Below are 18962 nucleotides of genomic sequence, written 5' to 3'. Positions count from 1 at the left end.
GGTTATTGACTCAAAAAGTGAACCAAACATCAGGGCTTGCCATCGATCATCGGCGTCGCGGGGATCGAGTCGTCTCCGAAGCCTCCGACGCCTTCTTTGAACAGGTGGATCTTGTCCAAGCGGTAGCCGTTGGATCGGCCGGCGATGAAGAAGTAGTGGTCGCCCTTGTCGAGTTCGTACACGGGCACGGAGGTCTTGCCTTCGGTTCGGGCGACGGTGCCGTAGTTTTCGTGCTGGGTCTTGAAGGTGAAACCCGTGCCTTGCTTGAATTCCGCGTCGGCGAGCGGGTGCGAGGTCCGGCGGATGATGCCGAACGGCGCGGGCTCGATGCCCATGAGCGTGTAACACTGGTTGGACTTCGCGTCGTTGGTCGCAGCGCCGCGGTGCGAGTGTTTCAGCGCCATACGGTACGTGCCGGGCTCGGTGATGCGGAGTTTGTAGGTCAACACGCCGCGGGCGAGTTGGTCGGTGCTCTTGAGGCCTTTCTGGACGTAGCGGAGGTAGCCCTCGCCGGTGTAGCCGGGCTCGGAGGTTTCGAGTTGCCAGTGGAACTGAACGGGCACGCTCTCGGCTTCGATGACGATCCGGCCATCCACCTCCTGGAAGATCACATCCGTGTCGGGCAGGGGGATCTCCGGACGGGTGGCTTGGGGGGCCGGAGGCGTGGCGGTTTCTTTGCCGTTCTTCTCGATCGGCTCGGTGCCGAACCATTCGATGAGCTCTTCCATCGTGATGAGTTCATTGTTGCCGTTGAGCCCGATGAGCCAGGTCAGCATCCCCGCGTCCGACGCGTCGGGCTTGCGGCTGGCCTCGAGACGCTCGAAGATCCACTGCAGGTTTGGGTCCTGGTGATCACGCAGCCAGAACCAATCGTCGAACTTCTTGGTCTTGAGCGTCTGGTTCTGGTCCTTGATCGCGATGACCTTGAGGCCCGGGTGCAGCGCCAGGATGTCGTCGAGGTTGCGGTGCCACATCCGCGGCTTGTAGTAGTTGTTGTAGCGGTGGTGGGTGATGTATACCACGTGATCCAGGCGGTCCGCGTCGGCGGCGACCATCGCTCGGTAGACCAACTCGACCGGACCCGCTGCGATCAGGAAGAGCGGATCATCCGCGGTCGATTGATTGATCTGCTTGGTGAGGTTCTCGACCGCGCCCTCGGGGTCGAAGGAAACATCGAAGAACACCCCGGGCTCAAACCCCCAGCGGGCCTGCCCGCCCATCGCGCTGTCCCACAGCCGATTCTTCTTCGGCGCGATCGGCTTGTACTCCATCCAGTTGTTGAAGTCGTAGTGCACCAGGTCCGCCTGCCGCCCGACCTTTGCCAAGACCGCCAGCGTGAGTGGGGTCGCGCCCACATCATCCGAGTCCGCATCGGGGTTGCCATCCGCAGTGATCGCGATCCGCCCGCCCTCGGACCATGGCGTGGGCTTGGCCAACACCTCGCCGGCGAACAGCAGACACACGAGAACCGGAACGACAAAAACAAACGACGCCTTGAAACCGAAATGCATGGAGATACTTCCTGGAGGGTGGAGCGAGAACTGCGTGGGACACTCGGGCCCAACATCGTAAGGCCACCCGCCCCGTCTGGTAAAGGATTTACAATCCATTTTCCGTCTTGTCCGGCCGCGCCACTCAACTCGCCGTCTCTTCACGACGCGCAACGCATAAAAAAGCCCGCCGGCTGGAGCTCCAGCACCGACGGGCTTTGCCCAAGCCAAAAGACTTTAACTCGGAGTTTTACTTCTCCGCTTCCCACGGCGCGACGCTGTCGCCGATGCCCGAGGCGAGGTAACCCCCGTCGACCGGGATCGTGATGCCATTGACGAAGCTCGCCGCGGGGCTGGCGAGATAGACCGCGGCACCCGCGATCTCCGAGCCCTCGCCGAAGCGGGCCATGGGGGTGTGTTCGAGGATGCGTCGTCCGCGGTCGGTGCCTTCGATCATCTTGCGGTTGATGTCGGTGGGGATGAAGCCCGGGGCGATGCCGTTGGTGCGGATGCCGTACTTCGCCCACTCGTTGGCGAGGCTGTGGGTCAGTCCCATCATGCCGCTCTTGGCACAGGCGTAGGCGGTGACCTCGGTGAGGCTCATGTAGCTGCTGATCGAGGCGATGTTGATGATCGAGCCCTGGTGCTGCTCGCGGAAGATGTGCCCCGCCGCCTGGCTGACGCGGAGGGCGCCGGTGATGTGGATGTTGTAGAGGCTGTTCATGTCTTCGCCGGTGAGGTCGAAGGTCGGCTTCTTGCACATGATGCCCGCCGAGTTGATCACGATGTTCAGCCCGCCGAAGGTGTCCATGGCGAACTTCACCGCGGCCTCGGCCGAGTCGTCCGACGCGACATCGAGCTGCACCGGCACGGCCACGGGGTCCTCGCCCGAGTCGTCGCCCAGGGCGTCGAGCTCCTGAGCCGCTTCTTCGACCTTGGACAGGGTGCGTCCGCCGAGCACGACCTTAGCGCCGTGCTGGAGCAGGGCGGTGGCGCAGGCTTTGCCGATGCCCGAGCCGCCGCCGGTGACGAGCGCGACTTGGCCGGTGAGATCGAAGAGCGAGGTGGAGACGGGCATGGGGCGGGGTTCCGTGGGGGGCAGGTTATGTAGTTCATCGCGACGGTTGGGCACGCCGCGGATGAGCGAAATCGTAAACGGGCCACAGTCTACCAAGCCCGCCCCCGCCCATCCGTCCCCCCGCATCGACCGAGAACCTCCAGAAAGCGGGGCAGGCTTGAACGATGGGCGGGGATTACTACAATGCCGGATCGCAGGCGATGTAGCTCAGCGGTAGAGCTAGGGATTCATAAGCCCTCGGTCACTGGTTCGAATCCAGTCATCGCCATTCCCCCCACCCTCGAAATCGGCCGCCCCCGGGCGTCGAAACCGGGTCAAGTGGGGTTGGCTTCACCCCCACTTCCGATGCCCCGGCCGCTCGCCGGGGACCCGGACCGGGTACAGTGAGGCCGACATCGCCGATTTCCCGCCCGGATGCACGCCCCGACGTGCCCGAACCGGCGGGAAACACCTTTGGAGAGGTGGCCGAGTGGCTGAAGGCAACGGTTTGCTAAATCGTCGTAGGGGTACTTCTCCTACCGCGGGTTCGAATCCCGCCCTCTCCGCTTCATACCAAGACAGCCGCCCGATGGGTGGCTGTCTTTATTTATGTCTTGATATCACAACCGACTCTCAGGCAATTTTGATGCACCTCAGCAAGATTTCGACGAGAAATCGGATAAATATTCCTTGAATTGGACAGATAATATACATAATCTCCGCATCGTCTCGCATTCTGATCGGTTCATTCACTCACACATTCCACGACCCATCTCGCCCAGCCTGATTGGTTCTGGGCACTAATTGGAGGCCTGCCGTGTTCCAACTCCTGAACCCTCTCCGCCCTCTCACCCAAGCCCTGGCGATCCTGACCGCAGTCGGGTGCGGCCTTCCCGGCGTGTCGAGTCTGGCCGCCGAGCCCGCGACGCAGCCGAACATGCTGTGGATCATCACCGATGACCAGCGCTACGACTCCATCGCCGCTTTCAACCGCATCGTGTCCAACCAAGACGACAGCCCGCTCGGCCCAGTGAGTTCGCCCCACGTCGACCGCCTCGTCGCCGAAGGCACCACGTTCATCAATACCTACACCCAGAGCCCCGCTTGTGCGCCGAGCCGGGCCGCGATGCACTCGGGCCGCTACCCGCACCGCCGGGGTGTGTACGGCTTCGAGACGCACCACGCCAACAACGCCGACATCTATCGCAGCACCGTCCCCGAAACCCTCGCCGCGGCGGGCTACCAAACCGCTCACACCGGCAAGCTCGGCGAACGCACCCTGCCGTGGGACGGCCAGAAGGTGAGCTGGGACAGCCAGCAGTACCAGCAGATCATCGGCGGCGACCGCAAGTTCCGCCTCGCGGGTGATACCGACTGGGTCAAAGAGCCGTTGTGGGTAGATGGAAAGAACCGGGGCGAGAACATCGTCTTCTACTTCGACGACGGCAAACGCGTCCTGGTCAACAACGTCAAGTCCGGCGACCATCCCGCCGAGTCGTACGAGGCCTTCGCTGATCTGGTCGAGCGGCTGAAAATCCTCCCGCACTACGAGCCGGGCAAAGACCCCGTTGAGTCGTTCGACCGCATGATCATCGGCGGAGAGAGCAGCCGATCCGTCGGCCTGACGCGTGACGGCTTCACCGTGCGCAACCTCGAAAAGTACCTGCAAAACGCGGGGCAGCCGTACCAAGCCGTCACCGGTAAAAAACTGCATGGCCCCGACCCCAGCAAGCCGTTGTTTGTCCACGTCGGCTTCGACTTCCCGCACACCCCCGTGCTCCCGCCCAAGTCCTACCGCGACCGCTTCGCGCAGTACACCTACAAGATCCCCCAGGCCGCGCCCGGCGAGATCGCCGCGTTCCCGCCGCAGCTCCAAAAGCTCTACGGCAGCAAGCGCACCGACCACCTCACCGAAGCACATCTGCAGCAGATGATCCAGGACTACTACGCCTTCTGCGCCTACGGCGACCAACTCGTGGGCGAAACCGTCGAAGCCTTCACCGCCTACAGCGAAGCGCAGGGCCAGCCCTGGATGATCGTCTACGTCTGTGGCGACCACGGTTGGAAGCTCAACGAGCACGGCATGACCTCGAAGTTCGCCACCTGGGACCTCGACGTCCACAACCCTGTCGTCGTGGTGTCCTCGGACAAGAAGAACTTCCCTGCGGGCAAAGTCGTCCACGACTTCACCGAGTTCGTCGATATGGCGCCGACGTTCTATGCCGCGGCGGGGCTTGACGTGGACTCATCCGAGTTCGACCACCTCGACGGCTACGACCTCGCGAAGGTCGCCGAGGGTAGCGTCCCCGCACGGGACTACGTGCTGATCGAGAGCTGGTGGGTCACCGGCCCGCGGGCGGCGCTCCGCACGAAGGACTACGCCTTCTCGATGAAGGTCAAGCCCGTCAACGCACCCGGAAAGCAGATGGATTGGCCGCTGGGCAAATCGCTGAAGCAAGTCGAAGCCGTACTCTACGACCTCACGGCCGACCCAAACGAGGTGCAGAACGTCGCGCTCGACCCGCGCTACGCCGAGGTCGCCACCGCGTTGCGAAACAAGCTCGAAGACATCGTCATCCGCGAACCGCGTCGCATCGAGGTGGACTGGAAAGCCGGGCCGGAAGGCAAAGTCTTCCGCCTCGACGCCGGCCCGCAGCTCTACGGCGGCGATGACAAGAAACTTGAACTGCCGAGCGTATCGCGCTGAGGGTAGTGGGGCAGGTCTTCGACCTGACGCGGACATCGGTGCCACGCAAAGAAGCTTGTCGCTTGTAGGTCAGGCATGCCTGCCTGACATCAAACCACAGCATACTCGCGTCAGGCAAGCATGCCTGACCTACGGCCGACGCGACATCAGCGTCACAGATAGACGTTGTCAGGTCGAAGACCTGACCTACATGAGGATGAGATTGATTTAGCGAACCACGCGGCCCGATGCTGCGCCGCCCATCAGGGCTTCGACTTCGGCGCGGGTCGAGTAGTTGAAGTCGCCTTTGATCGAATGCTTCAAGCACGACGCGGCCACGGCGTACTTCACCGCGACGGCGGGGTCGCTCAGCTCGGAGGTGATCAGTGAGAAGATCAGCCCGGCGGCAAACGAATCGCCGCCGCCCACGCGGTCGACGATGTTTTTGATTTCGTACGGCCGGTAGTTGCCAGCTTGATCGAGCGGCGCGAAGTGGGCCTGCTTGGATGCGCCGTCGTAGAGCATCGCGCCCCAGTTGTTGTGTGAGGCCGAGAGGCTTTCGCGGAGGGTGATCGCGACCTTGGAGACGTTGGGGAACTGCTCAATAACCTGCTGGGCGACGCCGGGGTAGTGGGAGATGTCAAGTTCGCCGGACTCGACGTCATTTTCGCCGGCGTGGATGTCCAGCACATCGGAACAGTCTTCTTCGTTGGCGATGACCACGTCGACAAACGGCAGGATGCCGCGCATCGTTTTCCCCGCGAGGGCCTTTCCTTGTAGCTCGTCCGACCAGCGCCAGAGTTTCTTGCGGAAGTTGAGGTCGATCGACACCTTGACGCCGTGGGCTTGGGCGGCCTTGGCGGCTTCGAGCGTAGCCTCGGCGGCGTGGGCGGAAAGGGCGGGCGTGATGCCGCTGAGGTGCAGCCACTGCGCGTCGGCGAAGATGGCCGGCCAGTCGTAACCCGAGGCTGGGGTCATGGCCACGGCCGAGTCGTCGCGGTCGTAGATCACGTTGCTGGGGCGTTGGTTGGCGCCGGTCTCGAGGAAGTACAGCCCGAGCCGGCCGTAGTCGGTGCGTTTGATGAAAGATGTGTCGATGCCCACGGCCCGCATCGAGTCCATCGCGGCCTCGGCCAGGGCGTGCTTAGGCAGGGCGGTGACGTAGCGGCCGACCCCGCCGAAGTTGCAGATGGACGCGGTAACACTCGCCTCGGCCCCGGCGTAGGTGACGTCGAGCGCGCGTGACTGACGCAGACGCAGCGGGCCGACTGCGGCCATGCGTCCCATGATCTCACCAAAACCCACGACTGCTTTCATGTTTACATCCATCTCGATTAAGCCTGTTTCGTTTGTTGTTGTTTATTGATTGCCGAGCGCGTCGACCGATTCCTTGACCGCTTCGGTGATCTGGTCCCACTGCTGGTTCTGGATCATGGCCTTGGGCGCGAGCCAGGTACCGCCTACGGCGATCACCTCGGGCTGGGCCAAGTAGTCTTGCATGTTGTCGCGGTTCACCCCGCCGAAGGGGAAGTACTCGACGCCGAGCGAGGCGAAGGGGGCGGCGATGCTCTTGAGGTACGGCACCCCGCCGAGGTTGGCTGCGGGGAACAGCTTCACGAGTCGGCTGCCCGCGTTGACGGCCTGGGTCAGCTCGCTGGGCGTGGCGATGCCCGGGGCGTAGGGCAGGCCACACTCGGCGGCGGCTTCGATCACGTCCATGCTGAGCCCCGGGCTCACGCCGAAGTGGGCCCCGGCGTCTTTGACCCGGCGCACCTGCTCGGGCGTGAGGATCGTGCCCACGCCCAGCAACACGTCCGGCAATTCTTCGGCGATCGCGCGGATGCCCGCCACGGCGTCGGCGGTGCGCAGCGTGACTTCGAGCGCATCGATCCCGCCGGCGAGGATCGCCTTGGCGGTGGCGACGGCGTCTTCGGGTGTTTCGGTGGAGAAGCCCGCGACCAATCGGGTGGAGCGCAGGCGCTGCGCGATCGCTTCGGGAAAGACGGGAGCGGGGGCAGGCGGGGGTGAAGCCATGGTGTTGCGTCTGCGGGGATGGGGGCGTGATGCGGCGGATTTCCGCGGGTTCGGCGAGGCGATTCGGGGCCTCAGTGTACTGAACCCGGGCCCGCGGTCACGCCCGCCTCGCCCCTTCGCTCCGGCTGCAAATTGGTCTATGATCTAAGCCGTCTCGCCCCGGCGACGACTCGAGCGCGAGTCCGGGCCCGGGCCTATCGACCGCTGACGACAACGGATGGAACCTTCGACGTGAGTAAGAAAATCGGCCTGATGGGCTGTGGCAACGTGGCGACCTACGGGCACCTCCCGGCCATCCGCGACACCGCGGGGCTGGAGCTGCACGCCATCTACGACCCCGACGCCAGCCGCGCCCGCGACCTGGCCAGCCCCCACCGCTTCAACGTCCGCCACGCCTGCCACACCGAAGAAGCGTTCTTCGCCTCGGGCATCGACGCGGTCGCCATCACCTCGCCCGCCCCCGCCCACGAGGCCAACGTCCTGGCCGCGGCCAAGCACGGCCTGCCCATCCTCTGCGAAAAACCGCTGTCCATGAGCAAGGAGCAGGGCCAGCGCATGATCGAGGCGACCGACGCCGCGGGCGTGCCGCTGTACGTCGCGTTCTGCTACCGCTTCTCGCCCTCGGCCCTGAAGATCAAGGACCTCGTCGCCGAGGGCGCGATCGGGGATGTCCGCTCGCTGCGGCTGATCTACAACTGGGACTGCCACGGCAAGTACAACCAGCGCGACCCCGAGCAAGGCGTCGCCCCGCATCGGCACGGCCGGATGCTCGAAGGCGGCCCCATGGTCGACTGCGGCACCCACCAGATCGACCTCGCCCAGTGGTGGCTGGGCAGCCCCGTGGTGAATGCGCGGGGCCACGGCGCGTGGGCCGACGACTACGAAGCCCCCGACCACGTCTACGCCCACCTCGACCACGACAACGGTGCCCACACCATGGTCGAGATCTCCTACGGCTTCGGCCACACCATGAAAGACCCCGAAAGCCTGTTCCTGTATCAGCTCATCGGGACCGACGGCGTGATCACCTACGACCGCAACATCGGCCGATTCGAGCTGCGCAACACCGAGGGCACCCAGACCCTGAAGTACCACCACGAAAAAGACTTCGCCGGGATGTACCGCGCTTTCGCCAAGGCGCTCGAAACCGGCGACGCCAACAACCTGCCCACCGCAGCAGAAGGCCTACGCGTCACCGACCTCGCGGTCGAGGTAACCGAGCAGGTGATGGAAGCCCGCCGCGTGGTTTCGGAATAAGACGTGTTATCCGCGCACGAAGCGCGGGCAATCGTAATGCGGGGTCACGCCGCGACGGCTTTGTCTTCGGCGAGGATTTGAGTGATCGACAGGTCGCCGACTTGGGCGAGATCGAGTTCCCAGTCGACGGGTTGGCCGTCTTTGAGCACCACGACCACGGGTTGGATGGGGTGTCCGGGCACGCCGCGGAGGACGCGGGCGGTGCGTTGGTCGGACAGGCTGACGGTGGTGCCGACGGGGAACATGCTCATGGTGTCGAGCAGGGCGCGGACGACGCTGCGGTCGTGTTTGTTCTGCTGGACCTCGCGGAGGATGGTTTTCATCGCCTCGTGGCCGGTGAGGGCGGGGCGGTGGGGGCGGTCGTCGGTGAGGGCGGCGTAGGTGTCGGCGACGGCGATGACCTTGGCCATGGGGTGGATGAACTGCTGGTGCCGGCTCTTGGGGTAGCCCGAGGCGTCGCAGCGTTCGTGGACCTGGTAGGCGGCGGTCTTGACCGACTCGGTGACGCCGTTGAGCCGGTCGAGGATGTTGAGGGTGTGGGTCGGGTGCTCGCGGACCATCTGCCACTCGACGGGGGTGAGCCGGCGCTGGGCGAGGCGGATGTGCGGGGGCACCTTGAGCATGCCCAAGTCGTGGATCAATGCCGCGACGCCGGCGTCGGTGACTTGTTGTTCGCCGAAGCCCATCTGGGTGGCGAGGGTCATGCTGAGCAGGGCGGTCTTGATGCCGTGGCGGTAGAGCGTGGACTGGGTGTCGCCCTTCATGCGGAGGAGCATGAGCACGAGCGCGGGGTCGGTGTTGACGTAGCGCTGGAAGCCTTGGATCAACCCCGAGGCCAGGCCCAGGTCGTGGATCTGTCCCTCGGCGAAGGCGGGGCCGAAGCCGGTGTATTGGTCCAGCGCCTGATCGAACGCGCGTTCGGTTTGGGTCGAGAGGGCGTTGAGCTCGGCGACGGAGAGTTTCTGCGTCGCGACGCGGCCGGGTTGGTAGTCGAGGTCGGTGGTGTAGGAGCCGTCGGGCTGAGCGGCGTCGAGGTCCGGGGCGGGGCCCGCGGACGAGGGGCGTGGGGCCGACGACGACACGGGGGGGTCGGCGGAAGAGGCTTGTTGTTGCGCGGCGGCCTGGGCTTCCTGTTCTTCGCGGGCCTGGCGCATCTCCTCGGTTTCCCGCTTGGCCACGGTGCTGATGCCGCGGCGGGTGAGCGTGTCGATAAAGCCCTGCGTGATGACCACGCCGGCCCTCAGCAGCAGGACGCCGGCCGAATCGGTGAGGTCGGTTTGGAGGGGCTCGCCAACCCGGAGCGAGCGGACTTGGATTTCTTCAGAATGGGATTGTGACATCGAAATGGAACCTTCAGCTTCCAGGCACAAAACGGAATCAACTCAATCTCATACGAAGAGTGAGCGGTGCCTGGCGGACATCCCCCGATGTCGTTACGCAATACATCGGCGGGCGGGGCTTGGAACTCGCTTCAGGAAACGCCCCATTTAACACCCCGCTCACACGCCTGAAACGCGGATCGGTGATTTCAGCGTCCTGGAGCGGATCATTACCGGAGGACTGAGCCGGTTTACGAAACAAACTGGAACGAAAGCCGCTGTGATTGGAACGCAAAAAAACCCACGCCAAGCACGGCGTGGGTGTGGAATGTTTTGCGGAAAAATCGGAAAGGCTTAGCCTTCGTTGATGGTCACTTTGTCCATCGTGTCGCCCTGGGCGATGGTGTCGACGACGTTCTGGCCGGAGGTCACTTTGCCGAACACACCGTGCTTGCCGTCGAGCCAGGGGCAGGCGACGTGGGTGATGAAGAACTGGCTGCCGTTGGTGTTGGGTCCAGCATTGGCCATGCTGAGGATGCCGGGGCCGGTGTGCTTCTTGGCCAGGGCCGAGGGCTCGTCGTCGAACTTGTAGCCCGGGTCGCCGGTGCCGGTGCCGAGCGGGCAGCCGCCCTGGATCATGAAGTCGGCGATGACGCGGTGGAACTTCAGGCCGTCGTAGAAGCCGTCTTTGGCGAGCTTGACCCAGTTGCCGACGGTCTCGGGGCAGTCCTCGGCGAAGAGTTCGATTTCGATGGTGCCTTTGGGGGTGTTGATCGTTGCGGTGGTGGGCATAGTGGGCTCGCGGTTGAAGGTTGGGAACGAAACGGGCAAACAGTATAGCCACCCCGATGTACACAGGCTTTGCGGGGCTTTTGCAACGGAACGGGCGGGCTTATTCGGGATGCTCGACGGAGAGGATCGAATCCAATTCCGGATACGCCGCGTCCAGATACGCGTTGCCTTGCAGCTGGATCTCGCGTTGCTTGGTGCTGGGGGTTTCGCCGTAGTCCTTGAAGAGAGACTCGACCACGTCCATGCCCTCGATGACTTCGCCGAACGGGGCGAAGCCCAGGTCGTCGAGGAATTGGTTGTCGTCGAGGTTGATGAATACCTGGGTGGCCCGGGTGTTGGGCTGGGTGGCGGCGGCGAAGGTGATGGTGCCGCGTTGGTTGGATTGGGTGCGGGGCTCGTCTTTCAATTTTTGGGGACGCCACGCCGCGGCGACGTCGGGGTAGCCGTGGATCCCCCACTGCACGACGAAGCCGTCGACGACGCGGAACACCCGCTGGTTGTGGTAGAAGCCCGCCACCGACAAGTCGTAGAAGCGGTCGGCCGCGAGCGGGGCCCAGTCGCGGTGGACTCGCACCACGAAGGTGCCCTGGGTGGTAACAAAGTCCAGGTCGTACTGATCCGGCGCAGGCTGATCGTCGAGCACCGAGGCGGGCTCGGCCAAGCGCTTGAGGTCCGGCACCACAGGAATCATGGCCACGGCTTCGTCACCCTCGTCTGTCGGGGCAGGCACCTCGTCCACCACCACAGCGGGCACGCTTTCGGCCGAGGCTTCGACCGGGGCCGGCTCGACCGAAGGCGTGGATTCGGAAACTTCCGCAACCAGCGCGTCCTCGTCAGGCTGCGCCTCGGCGACGGGTTCAGCGACCGCAGCGGTCTCGGGCTCGGAAGACTCCGACTCTTCAGCATCCACCTCCGCGACCGGGATGGCCGCCGGGACAACGACCACCCTCACGGGCTCCGTAGCATTAGGAGCAGCCGACACCTCCACGGGTTCCGCCACTCGCTCCACAACCTCGGGCGTCGATGCGGGCTCGGCTTCGACCACCGGCAAGGGGGCTTCGGTGACCGCGACCGTGTCCGCCGCTTCGGGGGCGGCAGCAAGATCCGCCGCGGGTTCCGTGGACTCCGCATCGATTGTTTCCAAACTGACCGGCGACTCGGGCTCGGTTGCCACAAGCGACCCGGGGGCGGGCTCGGGTTCGGCGTCCGGAAGAATCGCCGGGGCCTCGGCCGTGATCGTCGGCTCCGGCTCGGGGCGTTTGGCGGCTTCGAGCAAACCCTGCGCTACGCCGAGCGACGCCCAAGCACGTTGGGCCGGGTCGTCGATCCGCTGCGTCCAGTCGCGGGCCTCCTCGAACCTTCCCTGCCCCGCGATGCCGAGCACCGTGAAGTGCGCCCAACCGTATAGATCGGATCGGCTGAGCTGTTCGCGGAAACCACGGCTCATCTGATCGCGCTCGAAAGACGCGTCGCCCTCATCACGCAGAAGCCCGGCCACGTACTCACGCTCCGCGGGGTTGCCGATTTTCCCTAAATAAGTCTCCGCCTCGGCGTCGTGGCCCCAGTACCACTTGTGCAGCGCCCGGGACGCGTGGATCCAGCCGTCTTCCCCGTCGTGGGCCAACGCCCGAACGCAGAGGTTGACGATCCGTTCGTTTTCTTCCGCCGCGGGGTCTTCGCCAAGCTCGCGCTGAACCGCAGCGATCTGTGCTAACAACGCGCCCTTGGTTTGCAAGGCATAAGTCAGCTCTTCGCCGACGCCCGTGATCCGCCGGGCCTGGACGCTCGCTTCTTCCAGCCACGCCGCCGGGTCGTTGCCCGGCAATTCATCCTGTGCCGACACGGACACCACCGACACCGCGAAGCACAACAGCGCAAGCACGCACCGCATGAACCACCACCGCTTTGGAGTTTGACCAACCTGATCGCCGACGCGCATCATCACCGTTCCATCCTCTGGATCGCCCCACAATCTCACCTGATCATATCGCCCCGCCGTCTGCGACTCACGGCCGAATGGGCAACGTCCGAAAAGCCCCGACCGCCTCTGATAAAATCGGATGGATGTCCGCCCCCAAAGCCTGCTGCACCCCCAGCGTTTCCTCCAACCCCGGCAGCTCCCCGGCCTACACCGGCCCGCTCCAAGCGGTGCTCGAGCCGATCCGTCACGCCGACCAAGGCTCGACCGACGTCATGATCGAGCTGCCCGGCGGAAGCTTCCTCATGGGCACGGACTACCCCAAGGGCTTCCCCGACGACGGCGAGGGCCCGGTCCGCGAGGTCACGCTCCGCCCGTTCTGGATCGACGCGACCAGCGTGACCAACGCCCAGTTCGCCGCGTTTATTAAAGACACCGGCTACACCACCGAGGCCGAACGCTTCGGCTGGTCGTTCGTGTTCCACCTGCACCTGTCTAAGAAGTTTGCCGAGAGCCTGCGCAAGGACGCGACCGTGCCGCAGACGCCGTGGTGGCTGGCAGTGCCCGGCGCCAAGTGGGATCGGCCGCACGGCGAACGCTCATCGATCAAAGCCATCATGGACCACCCCGTGGTGCAGGTGAGCTGGAACGACGCGATGGAGTACGCCCGGTGGGCGGGCAAGCGTCTGCCGACCGAGGCCGAGTGGGAATACGCCTCCCGCGGCGGCAAGGAGCAGACGATCTTCCCCTGGGGCGATGTGCTGGAACCGCGCGGCCAACACCGCTGCAACGTCTGGCAGGGCAAGTTCCCCACGAACAACACCGCCGACGACGGCTACGTCGGCACCTGCCCCGTCACCGCGTTCTCCCCCAACGGCTTCGGCCTGCACAACACCTCCGGCAACGTCTGGGAATGGGTCAGCGACTGGTTCAGCCCCACCTGGCACGTCGAAGCCTCCACCGAAACCCGCGACAACCCATTCGGCCCCCAACCCGTCAAACCCCAAAACGAAGCCGGATGCTGCGGAGCGCAGCGACAAAGCACCGGATCCAACACCCCGAACGCTAAGCCGCAAGCGGCAACGCTCATCGACTCCACCGGCTACCGCCTCACCCACAAGGTCCAAAAGGGCGGCAGCTACCTCTGCCACGACTCTTACTGCAACCGCTACCGCCTGGGGGCCCGCACCGGCAACACCCCCGACAGCGCCACGACCAACAACGGCTTCCGCTGCGTGCGGGATATCTGACCCTCACCTGACCGCCCCCGCACACAACGCCACTTCCGAGCACGAAGCGTAAGCGAGTGACACAAGCGACCTGCGAAAGCTGTCACTCGCTAACGCTTCGTGCTCCGATTCACGCCTAACCCTGTCAAATCAATTTCACCCCCGCAGCCCGATTTTCCCCGGCGGGCTGCGTGCTGCGCCGCTTGTCCGTGCTACGCCGGACCTAAACCCACAAATTACGGCCCCGCATCCGTTCCCGACTCAGTCGCCCGCCGAGATGCACGAAGACATGGACGAAGCCCTTGCGAAACCGCGTCTTCAGAGATCCCGGCGATGTCCATCCTGCAAAAAATCAGTCCGCTCTCGCGACACATGAAGCCCTCGGCGGTCGGCCAGAACGCCGACACCGAGAAGTGGGTCCGCATCCTCTTGGAGCAGAAGCTCAAGGCCGAGGCCCGCGGCCGACAGGTCGGGCGGTCCAGCGACGCCGAGCACGACGGCATGGTCGATATCCGCCTGGCCGGACCCGGCGAGCCCAAGCAGCCCGATGAGGTGTTCGAACGGCTGCGGTGGGGCGGCTTGTTTGCCTGCGTCGACCCTAACCCCGAGCGCGTCGGCAAGATCATGCAGGCCTACGACAACAAGAACGGCTTCGTGCTCGAACAGGGGTTCGATGAACTCTGGGGCGGGCCGTTGGGGCTGCGCATCCCCGGCGTCACGCCGCGGGCCTACTGCTTCGTCGCACGCAAGACCCACCTCGTGCCCCCAGGGCAGGTGACCGATCGGTTCACGTTCGACGTCAAGCTCGCCGAGGACGACTCGCAGAGCTCGGGCTTCTGCGTGCGTAAGCAGGTGCCGACGATCGACAACCTGTCCCGCCGATTGGCGTGCAAGTACCCCGACCTTGACCTGATCGACATCCGCGTCCGCGCTGAGAAACTGGTCAACGAGATCTTCCCGATCTTCCTGACCCGCGAGGCCAAGGCGCTCGACAAGCTGCAACGCACGCTGCCCGAGGCGTTCCGCACCCGCGTGCCCCGGCCGCTGCGCATCGTGAAGAACGACAAGGGCTTTGTCACCCGGCTGGACATGAACTGGCTACGCAACGGCGGCCAACCCATCACGCAGATCGAGTTCGCCCGGCAGTCGCTCGAGCTGCTCTCCATGCTGCACGACCACGCCAAGCTGATGCACCTGGACCTGCGGCCGGACAACCTGGTCATCACCCCCGAGGGCGTCGGCTTTATCGACTTCGGCAGCTCCGCTCAGATCGACGAAGACCTCCAAGCCAGCCCCGTCCTGCACGAGCTGTTCGACCAGATGATGCGCACCAGCCACATCCAACGTGTGCTCGGCCAGATGGTGGAGAACGGCGAGGTCACCAACGAAGCCCTCGCCGCGGTGCAGGGCAAGGCCGACCCCAGCGTGGACACGTTCTACCTCGCGGTCCAGATCAACCACCCGCAGACCAACCCCGAGCTCGAACGGCTGATCGACTACCAGCCGCTGGGCGAGAGCGCCAGGGCCCTGGAGTCGCTGACCGCTTCGATCCTCAAGCCCATCAACCCCGGGCTCAGCGATTTCAAGACCGCCGCCGACATCCTGCGGGGCGTGAACCGCATCGCCCAGCGTTTCGCGGGGTAACTTCTCTTTAATCCGCAACTTCCGTTCAAAGCCGCCGGTGGCATCGGCGGTCTGTTTTCTGGGGTCAACACCTTGCCCAATTCCTCGCGGATAGCGGGTATCATGGTCGATTCGCTATGAACACCACCCCCACCACCGATCCTCGGCCGACCCAGAACCTCAACGTCACGTCGCTGGACCCCCTGGTCCCGCCGGCGACGCTTGAGAAATCCCTGCCGCTGTCCGACCGGGCCCGGCAGACCGTGCTGGACGGCCGGCAGAGCATCGAGGCGATCCTGCGCGGCGAAGACCCGCGCCTCCTAGTCGTCATCGGTCCCTGCTCCATCCACGACCCCGCCGCGGCGATGGAGTACGCCAAGAAACTCGCAGAACTCAAACAGAAGTTCGACGACCGGCTGTTCCTGGTCATGCGGGTCTACTTCGAGAAGCCCCGCACCACCGTCGGCTGGAAGGGCCTGATCAACGACCCCCACCTCGACGGCAGCTTCGACATCACCCACGGCCTCAACGTCGCCCGCAAACTGCTGATCGACATCAACGAGCTCGGCCTGCCCACCGGCACCGAGTTCCTCGATCCGATCACGCCGCAGTACCTCGACGACCTTGTGAGCTGGGCCGCGATCGGCGCACGCACCACCGAGAGCCAGACCCACCGCCAGATGGCCAGCGGCCTGTCGATGCCGGTCGGTTTCAAGAACGCGACCAACGGTTCGCTGCAAGTCGCGCTCGACGCGATGCAGGCCGCGCTCAACCCCCACCACTTCATCGGCGTCGACGAAGAGGGCCGGGCCAGCGTCGTGCACACGCGCGGCAACGCCTACGGCCACGTGATCCTGCGGGGTGGCGCTCAGGGCAGCAACTACCACCCCCAAGACATCTCCGCCACCGCAGAAAAACTCACCTCCGCCAGCATGAACCCGCTGCTGATGGTCGACTGCTCCCACGCCAACTCGGGCAAGAAGTTCGCCCAGCAGGAAGTCGTGTGGGACAGCCTGATCGAGCAGCGCAACGCCGGCGGATCGGGCGAGGCGATCATCGGCGTGATGATCGAGTCGAACCTGTTCGAAGGTAAGCAGTCGATCCCCGACGACCTGTCGCAGCTGCAATACGGCGTGTCGGTGACCGACGAATGCATCGGCTGGGAGAAGACGGCCGACATGCTGCAGCGGGGCTACGATCGCTTGGGACTTACGGACTAAGTAGACAGGCGTGTTTGCGGTATGGCCTTGGGCATCCTTTTGGGTTTGTTAACGGGGCTGGGCCACTCCTTGGCGTATCTGGCGTCGCGTTGGTTCACGGTCGATCGCGGCCGGCCGGTGTCGCAGCTGTTGGTTCAGGGACACGTGTTGATGGGGGCGGTGTGCTGGGTAGCGCTGCCGTTTCTTTGGCCCGTGGGTTTCGCGCCGACGGCGGAATGGTGGGGCCAGCTGTCGGGGCTGATCGGATTTTTTGTGCTCGCGCAGGTGTGCTTGCTGAGTTCGTTGCGTGCGACCGATGCGTCGCGGGTGGCGCCGCTGCTGGGGATGAAGGTGGCGGTGTTGGCGTTGCTCTCGGTGCTGATGGGGATGCCGTTGACCGGGACGCAGTGGACCGGCGTGGCGATGGCGGTGGCGGCGGCGTGGGTGCTCAACGATGTGGGCGGCCGGCTGGCGTGGAAGGTGACGGCGCTGGTCGTCGGGGCCTGCCTGGCGTACGCCTTGGCGGATACGTTCATCAAGGGCACCATCGAGATCGCCAAAGACATGACCGGGGACCACTCGAGGTTCGGCATCCCGATCTTCACGGTCGCCGCGGTCTACGGCAGCCTGGGCGTGATCGCGCTGCCCCTGCTCGGGGTCTGGGGCTCACGGAAGCGGGAGGCCTGGCGGGACACCCTGCCCTATGCCGCAATCTGGCTGGCAACGATGGTCGCGCTCTACGCCACGTTTGCGAGCCTGGGCACCGTGCTCGGAGCCATCCTTCAATCGACCCGCGGGCTGATCTCGATCCTGCTGGGCGTCATGCTGGCGGGCATGGGCTGGCACCACCTGGAGCAGAAGCACGGCTGGGCGGTGCAGGCGCGGCGGCTGGGCGCCGCGGCGCTGATGTGCCTCGCGGTCCTGTTGTATGTCTGGGGGGGCCGATAAGGTTTCGGGTGCGGGGGAAAACCCGCCGGATATGACGGATTGTGCTGGTAAAGCCGGATACCGGGCCGGTCGATATCCACGGTATGAAGATCTGGCGTACCAGTATGAAAGATGCTCCGGAGGCACACGCTCAGAACCGCCGTCGCCACGGCCGTCTCAAGACCGAGGGCACCGAGTCGTCGCTGGGCAGCGTCGTGGACATCTCCGCCTCGGGGATGCGGATCCACCGCAAGGGCGCGATCCCCGTCCAGGAAGGCGAGAAGTTCCGCATCGATGTGCAGATCGACAAAGAAATCATGTCCATCGATGTCATCGTCCGCCGTATCCGCAAGCTCGGCCGACGCAAGTTCGAGTTCGGCATCGAGTTCATCAACATGAGCGATGAAGACCGCATGCGTCTGACGCGTCTGGCCCGGATCGCGGCGACCAGCGCCCGCGCGATGTGGTGAGGTCATTTGGCGATTTTGTGATTTCGTGATTTAGCGATTGAAAAAAGACCTGCCGGTCGGCGTGATGCCGGGGCAGGTCTTTGAGTTTGCTCAATGGCTCAATCGCCAAATCACAAAATCGCTAAACCACCAAATGCTCACCGCACCTGTTCGGTGGCGACCGGGACGATGAACGCGCCGGGGATGCCCAGCTCGTCGCGGTAGGCCGCGGCGGAGGTGTAGGTGGTGAACCGGCCCAGGTGCACCAGCGTCTGGCCGGGGCGGGCGGGGTTGGCGAGCAGGCGGGGGGCACCGACGCGGGCCTCGATCGCGGCGTCGCGGATCTGGTCGGCGGCGGCCTGGGCGTTTTCGACATTGGCGAACGAGCCGAGCTGGAGCGTGTAGCCGTTCACGGCGAGTTGGTCTTCGACCTGCTTGCGGAACGCGGGGTCGGCGGACGAGGCGCGGGCCAGGGTCAGGTGGTCCCGGGCGTTGGCCCATCGACCGAGCTTCTGCTGGGCGATGGCGGCGTAGTAGTAGGCCTTGGCGCGGTCTTCGCCGGTGAGCGTGGGCGCGGCCGAGAGCAGGGCGTCGGTCGCCAGGGCGTAGCGTTCCTGGGTCGAGTAGGCCAGGCCGAGCATGACCCCGGCATTGGCGGCGAGTTCCTTGTCGAAGCCCTCGGCGGCCTGGCGGAGGTATTTCACGGCCTTGTCGGTCCGGCCGAGCTCACCCGCAGACAGGCCCGCGACGTACGCCGCCTCGGCCGAGTCCAGCGAGGGCTCGGCGGACGCGATGGCGGAGGCGAAGCTGTAGGCCTGTTCGTAGTCGCCGCGGTGGTAGGCGCTGTTGGCGTCGTCCAGCGTCGCGGTGGGCTGAGAATTACGGCAGCCCGACTGCAACACCACACCAGACAGCAGCATCAAACACAACACGACACGCAACACGCGGGATCCATTCATCGGATTTTGAGCCTTCCTGATCG

The 18962-nt window shown here is 64.7% G+C and carries 15 protein-coding genes and 2 tRNA genes; 9 read left to right on the top strand and 8 right to left on the bottom strand.

Translation table 11 applies throughout. From position 1 onward, the window contains the following. Nucleotides 1-29 precede the first annotated feature (29 nt). A complete protein-coding gene (locus tag HNQ40_RS08195; protein WP_221435429.1) occupies nucleotides 30-1511 on the bottom strand; it encodes a hypothetical protein in 1482 nt (493 codons plus the stop codon). 229 nt (nucleotides 1512-1740) lie between these two features. Then, nucleotides 1741-2568 carry an SDR family NAD(P)-dependent oxidoreductase gene (locus HNQ40_RS08190; RefSeq protein WP_184677390.1) on the bottom strand — a complete coding sequence of 276 codons (828 nt, stop codon included), beginning with the start codon at nucleotides 2566-2568 and terminating at the stop codon, nucleotides 1741-1743. A 196-nt stretch (nucleotides 2569-2764) separates the two neighbouring features. On the opposite strand from HNQ40_RS08190, the gene HNQ40_RS08185 reads away from it, so the two are divergent. From HNQ40_RS08185 to HNQ40_RS08175, 3 genes are all read left to right on the top strand, one after another. Continuing rightward, nucleotides 2765-2836, top strand: a tRNA-Met gene (locus tag HNQ40_RS08185). 187 nt (nucleotides 2837-3023) lie between these two features. Further along, nucleotides 3024-3113, top strand: a tRNA-Ser gene (locus HNQ40_RS08180). A gap of 251 nt (nucleotides 3114-3364) precedes the next feature. Continuing rightward, nucleotides 3365-5254 (top strand): sulfatase-like hydrolase/transferase, encoded by a 1890-nt coding sequence (locus tag HNQ40_RS08175; RefSeq protein ID WP_184677389.1) that lies wholly within the window; start codon nucleotides 3365-3367, stop codon nucleotides 5252-5254. A gap of 207 nt (nucleotides 5255-5461) precedes the next feature. On the opposite strand, the gene HNQ40_RS08170 is transcribed toward HNQ40_RS08175, so the two are convergent. Together HNQ40_RS08170 and HNQ40_RS08165 are read right to left on the bottom strand one after the other, a co-directional pair. Beyond that, the gene (locus tag HNQ40_RS08170; RefSeq protein WP_184677388.1) at nucleotides 5462-6550 is read right to left on the bottom strand and encodes a sugar kinase; all 1089 of its coding nucleotides are present in this window, start codon (nucleotides 6548-6550) and stop codon (nucleotides 5462-5464) included. Between the two features lie 42 nt (nucleotides 6551-6592). Continuing rightward, nucleotides 6593-7267: a bifunctional 4-hydroxy-2-oxoglutarate aldolase/2-dehydro-3-deoxy-phosphogluconate aldolase gene (locus tag HNQ40_RS08165; protein ID WP_184677387.1), complete on the bottom strand. Its 675-nt coding sequence runs from the start codon at nucleotides 7265-7267 to the stop codon at nucleotides 6593-6595. A 231-nt stretch (nucleotides 7268-7498) separates the two neighbouring features. On the opposite strand from HNQ40_RS08165, the gene HNQ40_RS08160 reads away from it, so the two are divergent. Next, complete coding sequence (locus tag HNQ40_RS08160; RefSeq protein WP_184677386.1) at nucleotides 7499-8524, top strand: Gfo/Idh/MocA family protein; 1026 nt, start codon at nucleotides 7499-7501, stop codon at nucleotides 8522-8524. Nucleotides 8525-8568: 44 nt separating this feature from the next. On the opposite strand, the gene HNQ40_RS08155 is transcribed toward HNQ40_RS08160, so the two are convergent. The 3 genes from HNQ40_RS08155 to HNQ40_RS18090 form a co-directional block, all read right to left on the bottom strand. Next, on the bottom strand, nucleotides 8569-9864 hold the full coding sequence (locus HNQ40_RS08155) for an HD-GYP domain-containing protein (protein ID WP_184677385.1): 1296 nt from the start codon (nucleotides 9862-9864) through the stop codon (nucleotides 8569-8571). 333 nt (nucleotides 9865-10197) lie between these two features. Then, a complete protein-coding gene (locus tag HNQ40_RS08150) occupies nucleotides 10198-10635 on the bottom strand; it encodes a peptidylprolyl isomerase (protein WP_184677384.1) in 438 nt (145 codons plus the stop codon). A 100-nt stretch (nucleotides 10636-10735) separates the two neighbouring features. Then, nucleotides 10736-12577, bottom strand: coding sequence for a peptidylprolyl isomerase (locus HNQ40_RS18090; protein WP_246403120.1), 1842 nt, complete (start codon nucleotides 12575-12577; stop codon nucleotides 10736-10738). 122 nt (nucleotides 12578-12699) lie between these two features. Between HNQ40_RS18090 and HNQ40_RS08140 the strand changes: the two genes are divergently transcribed. The 5 genes from HNQ40_RS08140 (at nucleotide 12700) to HNQ40_RS08120 (ending at nucleotide 18001) form a co-directional block, all read left to right on the top strand. Then, complete coding sequence (locus tag HNQ40_RS08140) at nucleotides 12700-13803, top strand: formylglycine-generating enzyme family protein (RefSeq protein WP_184677383.1); 1104 nt, start codon at nucleotides 12700-12702, stop codon at nucleotides 13801-13803. Between the two features lie 312 nt (nucleotides 13804-14115). Continuing rightward, nucleotides 14116-15426, top strand: coding sequence for a phosphotransferase (locus tag HNQ40_RS08135; protein ID WP_184677382.1), 1311 nt, complete (start codon nucleotides 14116-14118; stop codon nucleotides 15424-15426). A 116-nt stretch (nucleotides 15427-15542) separates the two neighbouring features. Then, nucleotides 15543-16625, top strand: coding sequence for a 3-deoxy-7-phosphoheptulonate synthase (locus tag HNQ40_RS08130; protein ID WP_184677381.1), 1083 nt, complete (start codon nucleotides 15543-15545; stop codon nucleotides 16623-16625). A gap of 21 nt (nucleotides 16626-16646) precedes the next feature. Then, entirely contained in the window at nucleotides 16647-17552 is a 906-nt protein-coding gene (locus HNQ40_RS08125) for an EamA family transporter (RefSeq protein WP_184677380.1), read from the top strand. A 104-nt stretch (nucleotides 17553-17656) separates the two neighbouring features. After that, on the top strand, nucleotides 17657-18001 hold the full coding sequence (locus HNQ40_RS08120) for a PilZ domain-containing protein (RefSeq protein WP_184677379.1): 345 nt from the start codon (nucleotides 17657-17659) through the stop codon (nucleotides 17999-18001). 137 nt (nucleotides 18002-18138) lie between these two features. Here the strand turns inward: HNQ40_RS08120 and HNQ40_RS08115 are convergent, their stop codons facing one another. After that, on the bottom strand, nucleotides 18139-18939 hold the full coding sequence (locus HNQ40_RS08115) for an SPOR domain-containing protein (RefSeq protein ID WP_184677378.1): 801 nt from the start codon (nucleotides 18937-18939) through the stop codon (nucleotides 18139-18141). Nucleotides 18940-18962: the final 23 nt, after the last annotated feature.

This window comes from Algisphaera agarilytica (genome assembly GCF_014207595.1).
Taxonomy (GTDB): Bacteria; Planctomycetota; Phycisphaerae; order Phycisphaerales; family Phycisphaeraceae; genus Algisphaera; species Algisphaera agarilytica.
The sequence above is the reverse complement of the archived record's forward strand: the minus strand, read 5'-3'. Positions and strand labels throughout refer to the sequence as shown.